The organism is Algoriphagus pacificus, assembly GCF_017254845.1.
Classification (GTDB): Bacteria; Bacteroidota; Bacteroidia; order Cytophagales; family Cyclobacteriaceae; genus Algoriphagus; species Algoriphagus pacificus.
The window spans coordinates 1,331,347-1,350,356 of record NZ_JAFKCU010000001.1 but is presented as its reverse complement, the minus strand read 5'-3'; the positions used below and the strand labels follow the sequence as shown (position 1 = coordinate 1,350,356).

Below are 19,010 nucleotides of genomic sequence, written 5' to 3'. Positions count from 1 at the left end.
ATGAAATTTTACATTTCTCTTTTTATTCTAACACTCGCTTCGATTGTTTCCCAAGCCCAGCAGTCTAAAATTTTGATTCTCTACACTGCCAAAAACGATCTAGCCCATATTTCATTTGTAGGGGAAGCATTGCCTTGGTTTGAAAAACAAGCTAAAGAAAATGGGTTTGTCTTTGAGGCTACACAAGATTGGAAACGTTTGAATTCGGAAGAATTAAAACGCACAGACCTCGTTATCTTTTTAGATACAAGACCTGAAAATGAAAATCAGCGCCAGGCATTTGAATCTTATATGAAGAATGGAGGCGCTTGGATAGGCTTTCATTTTTCAGCTTTTGCCTTGACTCCTTCAGATTATCCTCAAGATTGGGACTGGTACCATGAGGAATTCCTGGGTTCGGGTCAATATTCCAGCAATACCTGGAGACCGACATCTGCCATTTTAAAAGTAGAAGCTCCCTCTAATCCTATTTTTAAAGGAATCCCTAATACCTTTTCATCCTCTCCAAATGAATGGTATAAATGGGAGCATGATCTTCGGGACAATTCTGCCATTGAAATTTTGGCTTCCATTGACCCGAGTAGTTTTCCTTTAGGAACCGGGCCTAAAAAACATGAAATCTGGCATGAAGGCTACTATCCTGTCATCTGGTCAAATCGAAATTATCGGATGGTTTATTTCAATATGGGGCATAATGACATGGACTACGACGGAGGAACGAATAAAACTCTTTCGAATACCTTTGGTAATAAATACCAAGATCAGGTCGTTTTAAATGCAATCAAATGGCTTTTGCATCAAAAATAATTTTAACTCGTTTTAAGAAGGAAGCCATTGAAATCCTGAATCTTACCAACTAGCTTTAACAAACTTTTCAAGATGAATTCTTTTAGCGCCATAGATCCTGCAAAAAACTTAGCCTCAGTTACAATCCGAATCTTTCAGGTCTTTTCCGTGATTTTGATTTGTCTTTCGGGCTATATGGTTTATTTAGCCTACCTAGAATTGATGATAGATTGGAATCTTTCCTTCCATTTTTTCTTCCTTGACTACAGTCCTGAGGAAAACTCTAAAAATTGGCATATGTTCTTCTTTGCTATCCCTGGGATTTTATCACTGATTGGCTTCTTTATCTTAGGTTATCTAGGTCGAGTCATCCGAAAAGAGTAATTCCGAAACCGGAAGAAATCGAAGTTTATCCTGCTCAGAATTTCTGAAAGCATTCTATTCCCTATCTTTGCAGCCTATTTCATTAAAAATATTCTGAAGGTAACTTCAGTAAGCATAAAAAGCAAAGCATGAGTCAAGAAGTTCGAGTTAGATTTGCCCCTTCCCCAACAGGGCCATTGCATATCGGAGGCGTCAGAACCGCCCTTTACAATTACCTTTTTGCAAAGAAAATGGGAGGTAAGTTCCTATTAAGGATCGAAGATACCGACCAAACCCGATTTGTACCTGGTGCTGAGGATTACATTCAGGAATCTCTGGCTTGGCTGGGCATCCCCGCTGACGAAAGCCCTTGGAAACCTGGTGATGTGGGACCTTACAGGCAATCGGAACGTAAATCAAGCTACATGCAATATGCGCTTGATTTAGTAGAAGCTGGCCATGCTTATTATGCTTTTGATACTTCTGAGGAGCTGGAAGCTATGCGGGAGAGATTGACTGCTGCAAGAGTGGTACAGCCTCAATACAATAGCATCACCAGAACCCAGATGAAAAACTCTTTGACTCTTCCCGAGGAAGAAGTGAAAGCTAGATTAGCTTCTGGAGAGCCTTATGTGATCCGTGTGAAGATCCCAAGAAAAGAAGAAGTTCGTCTTAATGACATGATTCGTGGCTGGGTTATGGTTCATTCCAGTACACTGGATGATAAAGTGCTAATGAAGTCTGACGGCATGCCAACTTATCATTTAGCAAATATTGTTGATGATCATTTGATGGGAATCACCCATGTGATCCGAGGAGAAGAATGGTTGCCATCCGCTCCTTTGCATGTTTTGCTTTACAAATTCTTCGGTTGGGAAGACACCATGCCGCAATTCGCACATCTTCCTTTGCTGCTTAAGCCTGACGGAAACGGCAAACTTTCGAAGCGAGATGGCGATAAGCTAGGCTTTCCAGTATTCCCTTTAAACTGGGAAAACAAAGAAACCGGTGAAACTGCAGCAGGATTCCGTGAACAAGGTTATTTACCAGACGCATTCTTGAATTTCTTGGCATTCCTGGGATGGAATCCTGGAGATGACAGAGAATTATTCTCTTTGGATGAATTGGTAGAGGCGTTTTCTATCGATAGAATCGGGAAATCAGGAACCAAATTTGACATTGCCAAAGCAAAATGGTACAATGAGCAATACTTAAGATCCAAAACAAGTGCGGAATTAGTAAAACTTCTGGTAGCCGAAGCTAAGGCTGAAGGAATGGAAATTCCTGCTGACAAAGCTGAAGCCCTTGTCAATTTGACAAAAGATAGATGCACATTTGCAGCTGACCTTTGGAATGAAAGTAAATGTGTGATTATAGCTCCAAAGGAGTTTGATATGGCCGTGGCTGAAAAGCGTTGGAATGCCGACGCAGTCAAAGTCTTGAGTAACTATGCAGGTGCACTAAAAGCATATTCAGGAACATTTGATGCGGAAACTGCCAAAACCATGCTTGGAGCATCTGCCGAAGCGGAGGAAATAAAACTTGGTAAAGTGATGCAAGCGGTGAGGTTAGCTGTGACTGGATCAGGTGCGGGACCGGATTTAATGGAAGTTTTCGCTATTTTAGGTCCTCAGGAAGTGGCCAACCGTATCCAATTTGCGTTAGATACGCTACCAGTGATCGCCTAAACCCTAATTATCATGGCAAAGAAAAAAAAGAAAGATTCCGATCCAAAAGTTCATGACGACCTAAAAGGCTTCAAAATGAACATCAATTCCTTTGGTGAGATCTCTTCCAGTTTCCCAATTGATAAAATCAATGAATTTCTAAATAAGAATGTGGAAGATAAAAAGCTGAAGGACAGAGATGATCTGGACTTCAATGAAAAGGATGATAAATAATCTTTTACTAATAAATATTAACAAACTAAAAGCTCCTATATGGAGCTTTTTTTATTTATTTGGGATTCTAATCCTTACAAATGTCTCAAAAACAACATTTTTTATTCGTTCAATTCTTCTTTTTAACCTTCCTTTTTCTGGCAGGATCCCAAGTTCTCTACGCACAATCTCGCAATTTCTCCGGTAGGATTACAAATGAAAGTTCAGGTGAAGGATTGAAAGATATCCATGTCTTTGTTCCTAATTCTACCTTTCAGACTTTCTCAGATTCATTAGGTAGATTCTCAATACCCAATATACCTGTTGGAAGATGGGAGGTTATGGTAATTGGAGAGGGTTTTGAGTCTGTTGAACAAACCATTGTAGTTGAAAATACAACTTCCAAAGACTACTCGTTTTCTCTCAAGCCTAAGCAAAAGGTCACACCTTTCCCTATGAAGCTTTCGGATAAAAAAAGGGAATCACTCGTAGAGGATTTTACATCCGCATTCCTTTCCTCAAGCAAGTACTCAGAGCAGATTCGCTTATTAAATCCTGAGACTTTGATATTTTCTGAAATCGAAAATTCGAAAGACTTAAGTGTGGAAACTGATGGCTATTTGATTTTTGTAAATGATAAGACGGGCTTTCTATTTACACTATATCTGACTGCCCCTCAAAACCTTGCTTCTCCATTTTCCAGAGATCAAGTTGTAGTGGCATTTTTAGATTTAATCAATGAAATCCCAGAACTGATTGAAGCTAGAAGATCCGAACGGGAGAAAATATTCCTGAATTCTCCAGAATATTCGCTAAGACAAATGCTAACGGGGGAAATAAGCGAATCCGAATCCAAAGAAGACATTAAAGTTTCTTTTGGCAATTACCCAGGAGAATACCTTTTGTCCTTCTCTAAGCCTTTTCAAATCCCGGGAAAAGGTGCAATCAGCTATGAAGGAGATGAATTGGCTGTAAGGTCAGAGGGGTCACTTGTTTTTGAGGATAATTTGATCTTGGAAGGTGGTTTTAGCAGTATTCATCCATTGGATCAGCTTCCCAAGAATTATAATGTCGAAAAAGCACTTAAGCTGGCAAATATTGAAAAAAATGCCCAAGTCCTTCAAGAGAAAGTTTTTCTTCAAACTGACCGAAGCCATTACCTCAGAGGTGAGACGATGTTTTTCAAAGCAAATATGATCTATGCAAATCCATTGCTAGGTCCGGAACTCAGCAAAGTTCTTCATTTGGAGATTTTGGACACCACAGGATATCAGGAGTACCATCAGGTTTTTCCGATCAAAGCCGGAAAAGCAATTGGGTCGGTTTATTTACCTGTCGAATTCGATCAGGAAAAATATATTGTCAAAGCCTATACTTCTTGGAGCCTCAATTATGGAAATGAAACTTATCTACCAATTCAGATCCATGATCCTAGTTTAAAACCAGTGGCATCCATGCCAGAACAACTTTCAAATGGCGTGACGATTTTTTCTGATAAGCAGAATTATAGCCCAGGCGAGCAAGTTAATCTGAACATCATGGTAAAAGATGGGAATGGAAAACCAGTTGCTTCAGACTTGGCAATCCGTGTTTTAGATCTCGATCAGGCTGTTCCATTAGAAAATAATAAATCCATATCGGAGGCTTTTTCCTTGAATCCAGTCCCAAATGATGCAAAATTGGAAGATTTTAAGTATCCCCTGGAAAATAGATATTCATTAATTGGGCAAATAAAAAACGAAGACGATGAACCTATCCGAGGCAATATAACGGCTCTAATAAACGGCTTAGAAAATATCGAAAAATTTAAAGTTGATGATGACGGAACCTTCGAGATTCCCAATATCAGCTTCGAAAATGATTTCGAAATTGCGATCCAAGCTAGCGATAGAAAAGCGCTCCCAGTCAGGAATATTTCCTTGAAAATCCAAGATTATCAATCCGATGGAGATTTACCTTCATTTGAATTTCCAAAATTAGAAACCTCGAAAGCTCCTGCCCTGACAGCCCAAGAAATTCAGGCAAATATGGAAAAAGGAGAGATTTTATTAGAGGAATTTGTACTTGATGAAGAAAAAGATGATCCGGTAGGTCCTATGATTTATGGCTATCCAGATAATTCAGTTGATCCTAGTACACTCCCTTTAAACGGCAGTACCTCACAGTTTCTTTATCTTCTCTCTGGACAGGTCCCCGGAATGTCCGTCACAGGAAACCCTCCCTCTATCAGGTTTAGAAATGGTGGAGAACCTTTAGTAATGATCGATGGTGTTCCGATCAACCCTTCTTCTGGACCCACCATTGGAGGTGGTAGTCCTAGTGGCCGAACTGCAACAGATATCATCGCAGGAATTAATGTATTTGCCATAAAGCGGGTGGAAGTTATCAAAAGAACCGTTTCTGCACTTGGTGAAGGAGGTAGGAACGGGATTATTTCTATTTTCATGAAGACTGGTTTAGATCTTCAAAAAGCCAATGACGCTATTATGAATGACTTTACTCCATTTTACCTTTCTGGTTATCCTAGCCTCAGAAAGTTTGAAGATGTAATGGATGAACAAGAAAATAATTCTCTATTGAGGGGGCTTAGACCAACACTCTATTGGAATCCTGAAATAATTACCAATTCAGAAGAACTTTCTCAAAAAGTACAATTTCAAAGTTCAAAAACTGGAGGCCCTATGTGGGTAGAAATCAAGGGTATTTCTGCTGATGGGCAACCGATTGAAGGGAGATTCGTCATAAATCAGGAATAACTACTTTTATTACCTAAAACCAACTTGCACAGCATTCCTATGAAATCAGTTGTATCAACATTTATTCTTTTTATCAGCATTCATTTTTTGATGCTGGCACAAACCGGCACGGTTACCGGAGTTGTTAAAGATGCTGAAACGGGAGAAACGCTCCCTTTTTGCAATGTTTTCGTCAATAATACGACCATTGCTACTGTCACAGATATGGATGGAAAGTATACACTTTCTGACTTGGAGCCTGGGCCTTTAGAAATCGGATTTTCCTTCATCGGATATATTGCTGAGACAAAAAAAATCACGCTGAATGCTGGTGGTACTTCCACTGTCAATTTGAATATGAAACCATTTGCTCAGGAATTGAGCGATGTAGAAATCAAATCCTCAAGAGACAAAGCATGGGAAAGAGATCTTCGAAAGTTTGAAAACTTATTTCTTGGAAACGATGAGATCGCCAGTAAATCAACCATCGAAAATCCTTGGGTCATCGACTTTCCGGAAAGCGAAGAAAAAAACACTTTTCGAGCTGCAGCAGATATTCCCATCGAAATCACCAACAACTACCTCGGATACAAAATCACCTTTAACCTTCAGGACTTCTTCGATTCTCCGACCAATTATAGGATTGCAGGAGCGGCGAGGTTTGAAGAAATGGTACCTGAGTCAGAAGCCCAGCGAACCACTTGGGAGAATCACAGAGCCGAAGTCTATCGAAAATCTCCTCAGAATATGTTTCGAGCCATGATCACTGGGGAACAGGAAAAAGAAGGATTTTACTTATACGGTGACAAGCCGGGAGGTTCTCCATCCATGAATATGCGCTCGGATATTTTTGCAAATGAAATCGGAAAATCAGTCATTCCATACAAACCGGATCAGCTGGTTACTCCTACGGATAAGCCAGGGGAATATTTGATCAATATGAAAGGAAGGATTGAAATCCATTACCAAAAAGGGTATTCTCAAGTCAATACCTACAAAGACGCTCCCTACCCTGTTTCTTGGTTGGAAGTGAATAAAAATACTGTTCGTGTCAAAGAAAATGGAATGGTGATGAATCCTCAGGATCTGGTATTCTCAGGAGACATGGACAGAAAGAGAATTTCCACTCTCCTGCCTTTGGATTATGATGCTGAGAAAGCCATTATGCTCCAAAACATGGATAGAACAGCTGCCAATTTTCAGGAAAAAGTCTACCTCCACACTGACAAGCCCTATTATTATGCCGGAGATGATATTTTCTTAAAAGCATATTTCAACTATGGAAATCCCTATTTAAGAGATGAACTTAGCAGGGTCCTTTATGTGGAGTTGATCAATACGAACAGGGATTTTATTTTGGAAAAAACCCTGCCGATCACAAATGGAGTTGCTGTTGGAAACTTTGTTTTTCCAGACACACTTTCTCAGGAAAAGTATTTCTTGAGAGCCTATACCTCCTGGGAAAAAAACTACGGACCAAACCACTATTTCGTCCAGCCCATCAGCATTCTTAACCCTTTTGAAAGGGTAGTTGAATTTGAGGCTTCTGAATTCTCTAATCCTATCGGAACATCCGTAAAATCTGACAAGGAGGCATATGGCAAAAGGGAAAAAGTAACCCTTACGATTAAAACTACCTCGGAAAAACAGACAGCATTGTCCGCAAACTTATCTGTGGCTGTTTTAGATCAAACTCAAATCGTACCAATTGAACAAACAAACAGCATTCAATCAGCTTTGAAGTTGGAGGAAATCCCAGCTACTCTTGGACTGGATCGATTCTCTTACCCAGTAGAAAAAGCGCTTTCTCAGGAAGGTTTTGTCACGGATGATAAAGGAAAACCTACCTCAGCTCAAGTCACTGCTTTTGTAAATGATTTTGAGGGAATGATTGATTTGGAATCCGATCGTGACGGAAAATTTATGCTAGAGGATATGGAATTTTACGGGCCTATGAAATTGGCTTTTCAGGTGACTGACAAAAAAGGAAATCCATCAGGCTCGGCAAGATTAATCGATCGATACAAAGCTCCGGTAGCCTTACCTGCTGATGCATATTTCCCAAAAACTGAAACAGTAACAACCTCCATAAAACCTCAAGTCGTAGAGGAAGAAGAAATAGTAGCTGAAGAAGAGGAACCAGAAGAAAAAGAAGGGAAGACTGCGATTTATGGAAAGCCGAATTATATCGTGGAAGGCGAAAAACTCATGGGAACAGGTAATTCTGTGGACTTGGTAAATAGTCTTGCAGGAAATGTTCCTGGCATGCGAGTTACTTTGGCAGGGGCATCCGGCCAGCAACAGATTAGATTAAGAGGCGGGGGTGCATCTGTAGGAGGAAATTTGGAACCTCTAGTAATGGTAAATGGTGGCGTAATGGCGCAAACAGGCGCAACTACGGCAGCCGATAATTTGAGAAGTATCAATGTGAGGGATATTGACCGGGTTGAAATTGTCAGTAGAACTGTTTCTATGCTTGGCGATCAAGGAAGAAATGGGGTCATCGCTGTTTATCTGAAAGAATATGATCCAAATGCTGAAAACCCATTGATGAATGGCAAAGGCGTAACTTCCTTTACTATTGAGGGTTTTACGCCGGCAAATTCATTTTTCCAAGTAGACTATGAAGCCGAAAATGACCCAACGATCATCGACCAAAGACAGACTTTATACTGGAACCCGTACCTTGTGACAGATGAAAATGGAACTGTTACTATTTCCTTTTACACCAATGACAATGCTGGCCCGATGACCGTTTCGGTGAAAGGATTGGGAATAAATGGAGAGGCTATTTCAGGAACTTTCACGATCAATTCCAAATAATCGACAGCAGGTCACAGTATTTCTTTAATTTCGAGCATGAAAAGAATCTTTCTTGCCTTCTTATTTTGTCTTAGTGCTGCAAGCCTTTCTGCTCAAACCAGTGTTGGAATAAGAGGGGGATATTCGACATCTTCATTCTCCTACATTCCTGCTTTGAATATCAGGAGTATTTCTGTAGAAGGGTTATCTAATCCAACCTTTGCATTGGTGATTGAGCACTTTAATGCAAAAAATGCTGGTGTAGAAGTTAATTTTCAATATTTAGGAACAGGTTTTTCCCAAACCTTAGCGGATACAGAAGGGGTTATTTCTACCAATGAAACAGAGCTCAATTATTTGAAAGTACCTGTATTGGCAAGTTTCTTCGTGGGTCGATCCGGAAGATTTCAAATAAAGTTTGGGCCTCATCTTGGTTATCTGCTGAGTGCAAATGATGTGACTAGGGAATTTTCCGAAAGCTCTCCTCCGGAAATCCCTACCTATGGTGGAGCAGGCGATAATCCCAAAAAACTCATGTATGGACTTTCTGCAGGCGCAGGAATTTCTAAACTTTTTGGCAAAAGTACGATTGCCGGGGAGGTTCGATTTGGATACGAATTCACCAATCCGGAATCTCAGGAAAGGATTTTTGACATGAACTTTACTACTCTGGAGTTTAGTCTTGCCTATCTATTCAGAATCCGGGAATCAAAAATCCCAAAGATTGTAAAGCAATAAGCGATAGATCCTGCTCAGGGATAAGTCTTAAAGCTGTGGCACGAAAAATTTTTTAACTTTCTTGTCATATATACTATTGCTTTTCCGACTAACCCATGTAAATGAATCGCAAGCAGCTAGATCATATTCTCAAATCATACCATCGGGAAGCCTATATCTGGGCAAGACAATGTTGTGCATTTGATGATGAGCTGGCAAAAGATGTGCTGCAACAGGTTTACTTGAAAATCTTGGAAGGGAATGCAAAGTTGAAGGACATAGAAAAAGCAAAGACTTGGCTTTTTTCGATTATCCGATACACTGCAATTGATCAATTCAGAAAACAAGGCAAGGTTATTTCCTTGGATGAATCCTACGAAGTAGAAGATTTCAAAGAAGAGATTGATCAAACGGATTATCAAGCAATCATCCAACTCCTTCCAAAAATGCAGCAAGAAGTGATTCTGATGGTTTTTTACCATCAAATGACGATAGAGCAAAGTGCAGAAGTGCTGCAAATTGGTCTAGGAACTGCGAGAACACATTATGATCGCGGGAAGAAGAAACTAAAAGAATTGATTACAAAAGTTCAAATCCAGGAAGATTATGGAAAATAACGAACAGCTAGAACGGTTTTTTGAACAGATGAAAAAACAGGACGAGGAACTTCATATTCCTCCATTTCCTGAATACAAAACAAAGCGAATGAATCTTTGGATACCTGCTGGAATAGCAGCCTCCTTGACTTTAGTGGGCTTGATCATGCATGAACCTCAACCCTTACCTGAGGCTCCTAATGAAGTTTTGATTATCACACTTCAGGAAGGGGAAAACAATGAACAGGAATTTACCATCGAAGAAAAAGCCTATTTGGATGTTTGGGAATCCCCAACAGCCTCTTTATTGACAGATTACTAAACCAACTTATTTTATGAAACATGTACTATTTCTTTTCCTCGTACTCAGCGCAGGAATTGCTCAGGGACAAGTAGCTACAACATTTGGCCAAGGTCAGGATTTATTTCAAAGGAATCTTTATTCAGCTGATAAGGTCATGGATATGCGAGAAGAACTTGATCTGACGGATGCTCAGGTAGCAAACATTAAAAAAGCCTACAGCAAAAATGCAGGGGAATTCAGCACGATAAAGTGGGATCTTGATGAAGCCACTACAAAACTGAAAAACCTTCTCAACCTTTCTAAGATTGACCAAGCTGCTGTTCAGAAGCAAATGGATGTTGTGCTGAATCTTGAAAATAAGTTGAAGAAAATGCAATTGGATAATCTTGTTGCAATAAAAAATGAGCTTACCGAGGAGCAACAAAAGATCCTTCAGAAGAATAGTTTTTTTATTGTGAGAGATCAAGGCTCATCAATGAGCGTTCGTGGGTATGCAACCACAAGTGACGCTGCAAACAGCTTAATTGCAAGTAAATATAGAGTAGGTCAGCCAGGTTATGCCGTGACTTGGGATAGCGACAAAGTTTCACAAGGAAAGGGTAGCTCTAGCCCAGATGTTTCTGTTTATGTAGCGGGAGTAAATGAGGATGAGGCTCCTTTATTTTACATCGATACGAAAGATGGAATGAAACAGGTAAAAGACTTTAAAAATATAGATCCCAAAGATATCCAGAGTATGGAGGTATTAAAAGGTGAAAAAGCCATCGAGAAATTCGGCAAAAAAGCTGAAAACGGAGCAATTGTCATCAAACTTAAAAATGATCCAAAATAATGGTAAGGTTGATGTTTAAATCAAAAAAGGAAGCTCAAACGAGCTTCCTTTTTTTGTTCATGAATTCAGGTGACTTAATCCAAAAACTTCCAACTTGCTTTATGGTTTCTTTTAAGGGGATTTCCAGTCACCTTAGCTCTCAGGATCTCAATCGGCATGGCATTCTGGCTCATGATCAGATCATGAAATTCCTTCTCTCCCATTTTTCCTGAATTGACTACCTCATCTCGCATTGAATAAATCTCCAAAGCTCCGATCATATAAGCGATCTGGTACAAAGGACCATATCGACCTTCAAATGATCTTCTAACTTCAGCTTCTGCATTTGCTGGCTCATGACCCACTTTATCCACCAATAGATCGATGCATTCCTGTGGAGTCATTTTCTCCAGGTGGTAATTCAAAGAGAAAATAATTCTCGCACATCTATGCATTCTCCAGAAGAGCATCCCTACTTTATCTTTGGCATCTCTCGGAAATCCTTTGTCCCACAGAATAAACTCCCAATACAAAGCCCATCCTTCTGTCCAAAAAGGTGTTCCAAACATCCGACGATGTGTCATGTTGCGCTGGTTCATAAACTGCTGCAAATGATGACCCGGAATCAATTCATGCTGAACAGTCGCTCTGGAGAAATGCGGGTTGTTTCCACGCATACTCATCATTTTATCTTCATGACTCATTTCTGAAGTCGGATAGGAAATCTGAATAGTTTCTCCTCCCAAGAAAAAAGGACTCACCAATTGACGCTCTGCAGAAATCATAGTTGTTCTCCAAGTCTCTTTTGCCATTGGAGGAACGGTAATCAAATCATTCTTCTCGACATACTCGGTTGCTTCTTCTGCCAATCGAATTACCTCGGCAGGCCATTCGCCAGCAGGCAAATACGTTTCCTTGACCATTTCCAACGCAGCCTTCCAGTCATCTCCAAAACCCAATTCATTGGAAGCTTTTAGCATCTCTTTTTCGCACCAAGAAAATTGCTTTTCTGCTTCCGCGATCAGCTCCTCCGGACTATAAGCAATCATTTCAAAAGCCAATTGATTCAACAAGGCCTCTCTCCCAATCGGCTTCCCGATAATTCCACTCCCATCATCTTTGACAGAATTAGTGTAATGCTCCCGCAAAGCTTTGGCATAGGATTTTAAACTTGTGTCTAGTTTTTTCCAAGGCTCAGGCATCCACCAAGTAAACATTGGATCGTAATCAAAATAATAACTATAGGCCTCGCCTACTACTCGATCCAGCATTTCAACAGCTTGAGCTGCCAAGTCAGCTTTTTGCCAACTGGTATATTTTGGAGTTGAAGACAGATTTTTCAATTGGGCATCTACTTTTTTAGCAACCTCATTCCAAGTTGCTGCCAAAGCCTGAGAATCTGGTGTTTTCGCTCTTCTTCTACCCACTACAAATTCATCTAAAGGTGCACTAAAGGCCACAACAGATGAAATTTCTTCAAAAGCCCTTCGCTCCAAATTCAATTCAGCTAGTTCCTTTTCCAAAAAATTCCTGAATAACACATAATCGATTTTCCCGTCTTCAGAAAGAGCATCGTAATTCAATTTCTGCAGATCCGATAAGTATTCTTGATTGAACTCCTGTATTCTATCAAAATATTCCAGAGAAAGATTATTAGTATAAAGTCTTCTTAGAGCTCCCCAGTCTGCCTGATAGGTTTGAATCGTCTGAACCAATTCAGTGGCAGATACAAAATGGAAAGCCATACTAAATAAAATTAGTAGCAGCGTTTTTTTCATGGTTGATGGTGGCTAAGTGAATGGTTTAATTTAAATGATTTGACCTGAATCTATTTAGTTTTTTTATAAGCGAGAGATTTTCAGTTTTTAAGAAGAGAATAATTTTCCATGGTTGAGGAACAATGGAGGAGAGGATTCCTACTTTCAGAAAAAGAAAGAGGCTAAATAAAAGCTCAAAATCGAAACAGATAGCCTCCCAAATCTTTAAATGTTCCAGAGATTCGGGTCGAGTCCTTTGAGGTTTTAACCAAATATTCTTCCCAGCCATCCGGATTTTCTAAATCAAACTTCACCTCCACTAGTTTCTCTTCAGCGAAAGAATTCATTCCTCGTTTTTCATCGACTAAACCCAAATAGCTGTTTTCTGAAACTTTATAGATTTTGGCCCAGCCTTGATCTGCTGCTATTTCTAATCCGAGATTCTGAGTCATAAAATTCTCCATCGGCAGCATATCCTTGTAATACAACCAAGTGATACTTGCGTAAAAATCTAAGCCTGACCCTAAACTTGTTTCTAGAGGTTTCAAACTTTTCAGCTCTGGTATAAATCTTTCATTTTCTGGATGCATCCGAAACATTTCAAATTCTAATAAATATCCTTCAGGATCGACAGCGACAAATCCGTCGTGAGCACCCTCAGGTTTAACTTTTAAGGTGTATTTGATTTCTACTTTTTCATTTTGGAGATGAGCATACCATGCTTCTAGATTGTCTGTCAAAAGTGCCAAAGCCACAGATTTGGCTTCCTTACCTGAATACCCACTTTTTTCTACACTTTTCAAAACCAGTTTTGAATCTCCAGCGATTTGAAAAGTAGCTGAATTTTCATTTTCAGAAATCATTTTTAAACCCAAAGTACTTCCATAAAAGACTTTTGCTGAAGGCAGATCTTTATAAAACCAGATCACTTCCTGTCCCTTAATTCCAAAGTCTTCCAAATCTCTGAACTCAGAATTTTGAGCAAGCAAATCATTGATTCGGGATTCTGGATATCCAAGCAACCTTCCAAAAGCCCTCGAAATTGCTTCTTTTTTTGAGCCAGAATAAGTCCCATTTGCAGCCAACTCACTTGCTTCATTCTTGAGAAGTTGATAGGCATCCAAAGCTTTTCCTTTATATAGGATTAAAACTTCCTTTCCTTCAACTACTGATGAATCAAAAAGATAGGTTCCGAGTAACGAGGCTTCTCTAAAAACCTCAATCTCGTATTTCTCAGCCAATCGCTGAGCCTCAGGCAAAAACAAATCTAACTCGCTCGAGCTCATAGGTTCGCTAAGAGCTATAGGTTTTACTCCTGCCTGAACCATTTCTGAAAAAGCTTCCAAGGATCCTAATTCTTTTTTGAAATCGACTTTTTGACAAGAAAAAAGCAAGCATAAAAAAAGCAGTGGGGACATAAAACCTATGGTCCATTTCCTTATATCCATCTTTCAATTTTGGTTTGTTTAATACCTGAGTTTAAGAATTCCTCCTCATTTGATTGCAACCTATTGAGTAAATCCGGCATCTATTAAGTATACAGACTTTACTCTTTTTTGCTAAGTCATTTATAAACAATTCATTATATTCAGAAGCGTATTAAATCAAAACCACCAAACACTGATTTTTTTGCTTATTCTTTCAATTGTCACTACTAACCACACTTATGTATTTATGGAATTAATCATCAAAAACCTATCAAAGACTTATGCGAATGGCGTGAAGGCTTTGAATGACATTACTTTGACCATTCCTCAAGGAATGTTTGGTTTACTTGGACCAAATGGAGCCGGTAAATCAACACTTATGCGAACTATTGCAACTTTACAGGATCCGGATTCGGGGTCTATTATGCTGGACGATATCGATGTGCTGGCAGAAAAACAAAAAGTCCGAGAGCGACTAGGCTATCTTCCTCAGGACTTTGGACTTTATCCACGAATTAATGCCGAGGTAATGCTCGATCATATTGCGCAAATGAAGGGAATTGGCAATAAGGGTGAAAGAAAGGCCTTAGTAGAAAATCTACTCCAGAAAGTAAACTTATACAGTCACCGCAAAAAAGGATTAGGAACATATTCTGGGGGGATGCGCCAGCGATTTGGAATTGCTCAGGCATTGGTGGGAAGTCCTTCTTTAATCATCGTGGATGAACCTACAGCTGGACTAGATCCTTCAGAACGAAATAGATTTTATAACCTGCTTTCTGAAATCGGAGAAAATACCGTCGTCATCCTATCAACTCACATTGTGGAAGACGTCAATACACTTTGCTCTAACATGGCAATTATCTGCCAAGGTGAGGTGCTAATGCAAGGAAAACCAGCAGAAGGAATTGCTTCTGTACAAGGCAAAATCTATAAAAAATCAGTTGAAAAGGCTGAATTGGGAGATTATAGAGAGAAATACTCAGTGATTTCAACCAAACTGCTGGAAGGCAAATTAAGCTTGAGAATAGAAAGTGAAGAAGATCCAGGAAATGGCTTTATAGCTGTTCCGGCAGATTTGGAAGATGTGTACTTCAGTCACATTTCAAAGAAAGTTGATCCAATCACGATATAATTTCCGGACATGTTTTTAGATATTTTCATATTTGAACTGAAATATAGATTCAGTCGTCCGGCGACTTATATCTATTTCTTGATGTTACTGGTCGTGCCTTTGTTATTGGTGGGATTTGGTAACACTCCTGCCTCGGAAAAGGTCTATCACAATGCCCCAATTGTGATTGCAAACCTTCAGTTGTTGATTTCAATTTTTGGAATTTTAATTGCCTCTGCAGTCATGGGAGTTCCCATCTACAGAGATTTGGAACACAAAACAGGAACCTTTCTTTTCAGTTACCCGATTTCCAAATTCGCCTATTTCATGGGAAGATTTTGGGGTTCTTTTGTGACCTTGATGTTTATTTCTTTTGGAAGTTTGGTGGGATTTTATTTGGGAACTCTGCTCGGTCCTCTCTTTGGAACAGATGCTTTACGCTATGGTCCAAATGAACTGATCAATTACTTACATCCTTGGTTGACACTTTCCCTTCCCAATCTTTGGTTAGCTGGAGCGTTGTTTTTTGCGCTGATTGTTTTCACCAGAAATATCAAGTCGATTTACTCAGGAGGTATCGTTGTATTTATCATTTATCTCTTGGCAAATTTTCTTGCCCAGGATATTGAAAACAAGGATTTGGTTGAAATTATGGACCCTTTTGGGATCAATACTTTCAATTTCCAAACTCGATACCTGACTCCTTATGAGCAGAATAACTTTATTCTTCCTGTAGTCGGAAATCTTTTGATTAACCGTCTCCTATGGATCAGTGTTGGGATTGTATTCTTTGTGGCAGCTTATGCACGATTTAGTTTTACCTATTTCTTCCAGACCCAGCAGAAGAAATCCAAAGCCGAGAAAGAAGAAGCGAGTACTCCAATGCTTCAAAAAGTGCTTTCAAAAGCAGATTTCTCTGGAAGCTATCAATGGAACAGTTTTAAAACTCTGACTAAAATCGAGTTCCAAAACATCTTCAAGGACATCTATTTCAAATCGATTTTGTTGGGTGGTTTAGTGTTTTTGGTTTTGGACTTTTGGATAGGAAATACGCTTTATAGCGTTCCCAATTTCCCCTCCACCTCCTTTTTGATGGAGTATAAAACTTTTGATTACAACCTGTTCGTTTTCATTATCATCGTGTTTTTCACAGGAGAAACACTGCATAGAGACAAGTCCTCTGGCTACTCGGTAATTAATGATACTTTCCCTGTAAAAGACGGAACTGTGATCGCTTCGAAGTTTGCGGGGATGGCCTTTATATGTTTGATGTTGACTACCATTCCAATTATCGTAGGAATCTTGATACAGACGCTGAAAGGCTACTTTGATTATGAAATCGGAATCTATTTAGTGGACAGTTTTCTGATCTCATTGCCGGATTTTTTACAGATGGTGATGCTGGTTTTTGCAGTGCACTTGGTTGTGAATAACAAGTTTGCAGGCCATGCAGTGGCGATCGGAATATGGGTAGTAATGATCATCTTTAGAGATTTTGCCGGATACGATTTCAACCTTTTCTTCTTCTCCTATAAGCCAGGCTATCGCTGGAGTGATATGAATGGTTTGGGACATTTTGGAGAGCCTCTATTCTGGTTTAACCTTTATTGGACGGCTATCGGACTGTTTCTGATTCTTTTCTTTAGCATCTTCTATAGCAGAGGATCCGAAAATTCATTCAAAAATACGATTCAGCAGGCCAAAGGTCGATTGACACAAAAGACCAGCATCGTCGCTTATGTCTTCCTTTTCATAGGTATTGCAACCGGGGCATATATTTTCAATTCCTTGGTTTATGAAAATGGCTATCGTACCAGCGATGAGGGAGAATTACGACAAGTAGCTTACGAGAAGCAATTGAAGCAATACGAATTCATCCCTCAGCCAAAAGTGACCAAAGTAAACCTTAAAGCAGATTTATTTCCGATGGAGCGGGATGCCTATTTCGAAGCGGAGGTACAAATGGTTAATAAAACCAATGAGCCAATCGATTCGGTGCATTTCAATAGCACAGGATTGACTGAATTTGAGATTTTATACCAAGGTGAGCCTTTAGCCTATCGTTTTCCTTTGGATTATGAGCCTGCAAAATTCCAGATTTTCGGAAAGAAACCGGATCGTGAATGGTACAAAATCACTGCTCTTCCTAAGACAATGATGCCGGGTGATACTCTGGACCTAGTCATCAAAAGTAAAGTGATCAATGATGGTTTCCCTAACTCTGGCTTTGGTCGTGAATTGGTTTATAACGGAAGCTTCATCGCAGGAGGAATGCCAGAGATTGGTTATTCTGCTCAGAACGAATTGAACAGTGATGAAAAAAGGAGGGAATATGAGCTTCCTGAAAAACCAGAAGACCTACCTCCACATGATGACCCCTATGGAAGAAACACGCTTCTTTTCGCAGATGAAGCAGATTTGATTCAATTTGAAGCCACTGTCAGCACCATTCCAAGTCAAATTGCGATAGCTCCTGGCTATCTTCAAAAAGAATGGGAAGAGGGCGGTCGTCGCTATTTCCATTATGTGCAAGACACGCCTATTCAGGCTTTCTTCTCTGTATTATCTGCTGATTATGAAGTGCTACGGGACAAAGCAACTTTGAGCTCAGGAAAAGAAGTCAACATCGAGATCTATTACCAAAAAGGACATGAATACAACCTCGATCGTTTTGTCAGCTCCTACAAAGATGGTTTAGAGTACTTCTCCGATACCTATGGAGACTTCCAATTCAGACAAATGCGTATTCTGGAATTCCCTAGGTATGCTGGCTTTGCCCAGTCTTTTCCGAATACGGTTCCTTTCGCAGAGAGCTTTGGTTGGGTAGCTGATTTTTCTGATCCAAACAGCTTTGATTATGTCTATTATGTGACTGCTCACGAATTGGCGCATCAGTGGTGGGGACATCAGATCACTCCGAATTATACCCGAGGGTCCAATTTGACTTCTGAGGCTTTGGCAGAATTTTCGGCCTTGATTCTTTCTGAACGGAAGTATGGCAAAGAAAACATGAAGCGATTCTTAAAAGACGAACTGGATGATTACTTAAGTGGAAGATCCAGTGAAGGCAAAAAAGAAAATGTTTTCATCAATTGTAATCGTCCTTATCAGTGGTATAATAAAGGAAGTCTTATCCTTTACGGATTAAGGGATTTGATTGGAGCAGAAGCGATGGATTCAGCGCTATATAATTTCAATCAGGAATTTGGATTGCGAGAAGCACCGCCTTTCCCAGGAAGCTCTGATCTTTATCGCCATTTGGCCGCCAAAACTCCTGATAGTTTGATGTATTATCTGGACGACACTTGGAATAAAATCACGCTTTACGAAAATAAAGCTCAAGAAGTCACTGCCACAAAAGTTGGTGAGGAAGAATACGATGTGACTATCAAATTCACTTCTCAAAAGCTTTACGCAGATGGAGCAGGGATGGAAACTCCAGCCACCTACGATGGAGATTACATTGATATTGGAGTTTTTGCTGCTGATGATGTGGACGAGAACGGTAAGGATCGTGTCAATCCACTTTACATTCAGAAATACAAAATCAAACCTGGCGAAAGTGACCTTACCATCAGGGTAAAAGGAACTCCAGCTAAAGCGGGCATTGACCCACTCAATAAATTAATTGATCGATTGCCTGATGACAATACGATTTCAGTTGAAATTCAATAAAACAAAAAGGGACCTACAAATTACAGGTCCCTTTTCTTTGAAA

14 protein-coding genes are annotated in these 19,010 nt (G+C 39.8%); 12 read left to right on the top strand and 2 right to left on the bottom strand.

Features of this window, described 5'->3' with window-relative positions; translation table 11 throughout:
* The 10 genes from J0A69_RS05740 (at nucleotide 1) to J0A69_RS05695 (ending at nucleotide 11,015) form a co-directional block, all read left to right on the top strand.
* A complete protein-coding gene (locus tag J0A69_RS05740) occupies nucleotides 1–807 on the top strand; it encodes a ThuA domain-containing protein (protein WP_206585562.1) in 807 nt (268 codons plus the stop codon).
* A gap of 72 nt (nucleotides 808–879) precedes the next feature.
* Nucleotides 880–1,170: a hypothetical protein gene (locus J0A69_RS05735; protein ID WP_206585561.1), complete on the top strand. Its 291-nt coding sequence runs from the start codon at nucleotides 880–882 to the stop codon at nucleotides 1,168–1,170.
* Nucleotides 1,171–1,298: 128 nt separating this feature from the next.
* Entirely contained in the window at nucleotides 1,299–2,837 is a 1,539-nt protein-coding gene (gene gltX / locus J0A69_RS05730; protein WP_206585560.1) for a glutamate--tRNA ligase, read from the top strand.
* Nucleotides 2,838–2,849: 12 nt separating this feature from the next.
* Complete coding sequence (locus J0A69_RS05725; RefSeq protein WP_206585559.1) at nucleotides 2,850–3,050, top strand: hypothetical protein; 201 nt, start codon at nucleotides 2,850–2,852, stop codon at nucleotides 3,048–3,050.
* An 80-nt stretch (nucleotides 3,051–3,130) separates the two neighbouring features.
* Complete coding sequence (locus J0A69_RS05720) at nucleotides 3,131–5,785, top strand: carboxypeptidase regulatory-like domain-containing protein (protein WP_206585558.1); 2,655 nt, start codon at nucleotides 3,131–3,133, stop codon at nucleotides 5,783–5,785.
* 39 nt (nucleotides 5,786–5,824) lie between these two features.
* Nucleotides 5,825–8,587: a TonB-dependent receptor gene (locus J0A69_RS05715; protein WP_206585557.1), complete on the top strand. Its 2,763-nt coding sequence runs from the start codon at nucleotides 5,825–5,827 to the stop codon at nucleotides 8,585–8,587.
* 36 nt (nucleotides 8,588–8,623) lie between these two features.
* Nucleotides 8,624–9,304: an outer membrane beta-barrel protein gene (locus J0A69_RS05710; RefSeq protein WP_206585556.1), complete on the top strand. Its 681-nt coding sequence runs from the start codon at nucleotides 8,624–8,626 to the stop codon at nucleotides 9,302–9,304.
* Nucleotides 9,305–9,405: 101 nt separating this feature from the next.
* The gene (locus J0A69_RS05705; protein ID WP_206585555.1) at nucleotides 9,406–9,900 is read left to right on the top strand and encodes an RNA polymerase sigma factor; all 495 of its coding nucleotides are present in this window, start codon (nucleotides 9,406–9,408) and stop codon (nucleotides 9,898–9,900) included.
* Complete coding sequence (locus tag J0A69_RS05700) at nucleotides 9,890–10,201, top strand: hypothetical protein (protein WP_206585554.1); 312 nt, start codon at nucleotides 9,890–9,892, stop codon at nucleotides 10,199–10,201. Before J0A69_RS05705 ends, J0A69_RS05700 begins: the two co-directional genes overlap by 11 nt.
* 13 nt (nucleotides 10,202–10,214) lie before the next feature.
* Nucleotides 10,215–11,015, top strand: coding sequence for a Spy/CpxP family protein refolding chaperone (locus J0A69_RS05695; protein WP_206585553.1), 801 nt, complete (start codon nucleotides 10,215–10,217; stop codon nucleotides 11,013–11,015).
* A 74-nt stretch (nucleotides 11,016–11,089) separates the two neighbouring features.
* On the opposite strand, the gene J0A69_RS05690 is transcribed toward J0A69_RS05695, so the two are convergent.
* Complete coding sequence (locus tag J0A69_RS05690) at nucleotides 11,090–12,772, bottom strand: DUF885 family protein (protein ID WP_206585552.1); 1,683 nt, start codon at nucleotides 12,770–12,772, stop codon at nucleotides 11,090–11,092.
* Between the two features lie 173 nt (nucleotides 12,773–12,945).
* Nucleotides 12,946–14,199, bottom strand: coding sequence for a VOC family protein (locus J0A69_RS05685; protein ID WP_206585551.1), 1,254 nt, complete (start codon nucleotides 14,197–14,199; stop codon nucleotides 12,946–12,948).
* A 226-nt stretch (nucleotides 14,200–14,425) separates the two neighbouring features.
* Between J0A69_RS05685 and J0A69_RS05680 the strand changes: the two genes are divergently transcribed.
* Nucleotides 14,426–15,313 (top strand): ABC transporter ATP-binding protein, encoded by an 888-nt coding sequence (locus J0A69_RS05680; RefSeq protein ID WP_206585550.1) that lies wholly within the window; start codon nucleotides 14,426–14,428, stop codon nucleotides 15,311–15,313.
* Between the two features lie 9 nt (nucleotides 15,314–15,322).
* Nucleotides 15,323–18,967: an ABC transporter permease/M1 family aminopeptidase gene (locus J0A69_RS05675; protein WP_206585549.1), complete on the top strand. Its 3,645-nt coding sequence runs from the start codon at nucleotides 15,323–15,325 to the stop codon at nucleotides 18,965–18,967.
* Nucleotides 18,968–19,010 lie beyond the last annotated feature (43 nt).

What these genes read in the sequence shown, in the direction of transcription:
- J0A69_RS05740 (WP_206585562.1), top strand. Translation starts at nt 1, where the DNA reads ATGAAATTTTACATTTCTCTTTTTATTCTAACACTCGCTTCGATTGTT.
- J0A69_RS05735 (WP_206585561.1), top strand. Translation starts at nt 880, where the DNA reads ATGAATTCTTTTAGCGCCATAGATCCTGCAAAAAACTTAGCCTCAGTT.
- gltX (WP_206585560.1), top strand. Translation starts at nt 1,299, where the DNA reads ATGAGTCAAGAAGTTCGAGTTAGATTTGCCCCTTCCCCAACAGGGCCA.
- J0A69_RS05725 (WP_206585559.1), top strand. Translation starts at nt 2,850, where the DNA reads ATGGCAAAGAAAAAAAAGAAAGATTCCGATCCAAAAGTTCATGACGAC.
- J0A69_RS05720 (WP_206585558.1), top strand. Translation starts at nt 3,131, where the DNA reads ATGTCTCAAAAACAACATTTTTTATTCGTTCAATTCTTCTTTTTAACC.
- J0A69_RS05715 (WP_206585557.1), top strand. Translation starts at nt 5,825, where the DNA reads ATGAAATCAGTTGTATCAACATTTATTCTTTTTATCAGCATTCATTTT.
- J0A69_RS05710 (WP_206585556.1), top strand. Translation starts at nt 8,624, where the DNA reads ATGAAAAGAATCTTTCTTGCCTTCTTATTTTGTCTTAGTGCTGCAAGC.
- J0A69_RS05705 (WP_206585555.1), top strand. Translation starts at nt 9,406, where the DNA reads ATGAATCGCAAGCAGCTAGATCATATTCTCAAATCATACCATCGGGAA.
- J0A69_RS05700 (WP_206585554.1), top strand. Translation starts at nt 9,890, where the DNA reads ATGGAAAATAACGAACAGCTAGAACGGTTTTTTGAACAGATGAAAAAA.
- J0A69_RS05695 (WP_206585553.1), top strand. Translation starts at nt 10,215, where the DNA reads ATGAAACATGTACTATTTCTTTTCCTCGTACTCAGCGCAGGAATTGCT.
- J0A69_RS05690 (WP_206585552.1), bottom strand. Translation starts at nt 12,772, where the DNA reads ATGAAAAAAACGCTGCTACTAATTTTATTTAGTATGGCTTTCCATTTT.
- J0A69_RS05685 (WP_206585551.1), bottom strand. Translation starts at nt 14,199, where the DNA reads ATGGATATAAGGAAATGGACCATAGGTTTTATGTCCCCACTGCTTTTT.
- J0A69_RS05680 (WP_206585550.1), top strand. Translation starts at nt 14,426, where the DNA reads ATGGAATTAATCATCAAAAACCTATCAAAGACTTATGCGAATGGCGTG.
- J0A69_RS05675 (WP_206585549.1), top strand. Translation starts at nt 15,323, where the DNA reads ATGTTTTTAGATATTTTCATATTTGAACTGAAATATAGATTCAGTCGT.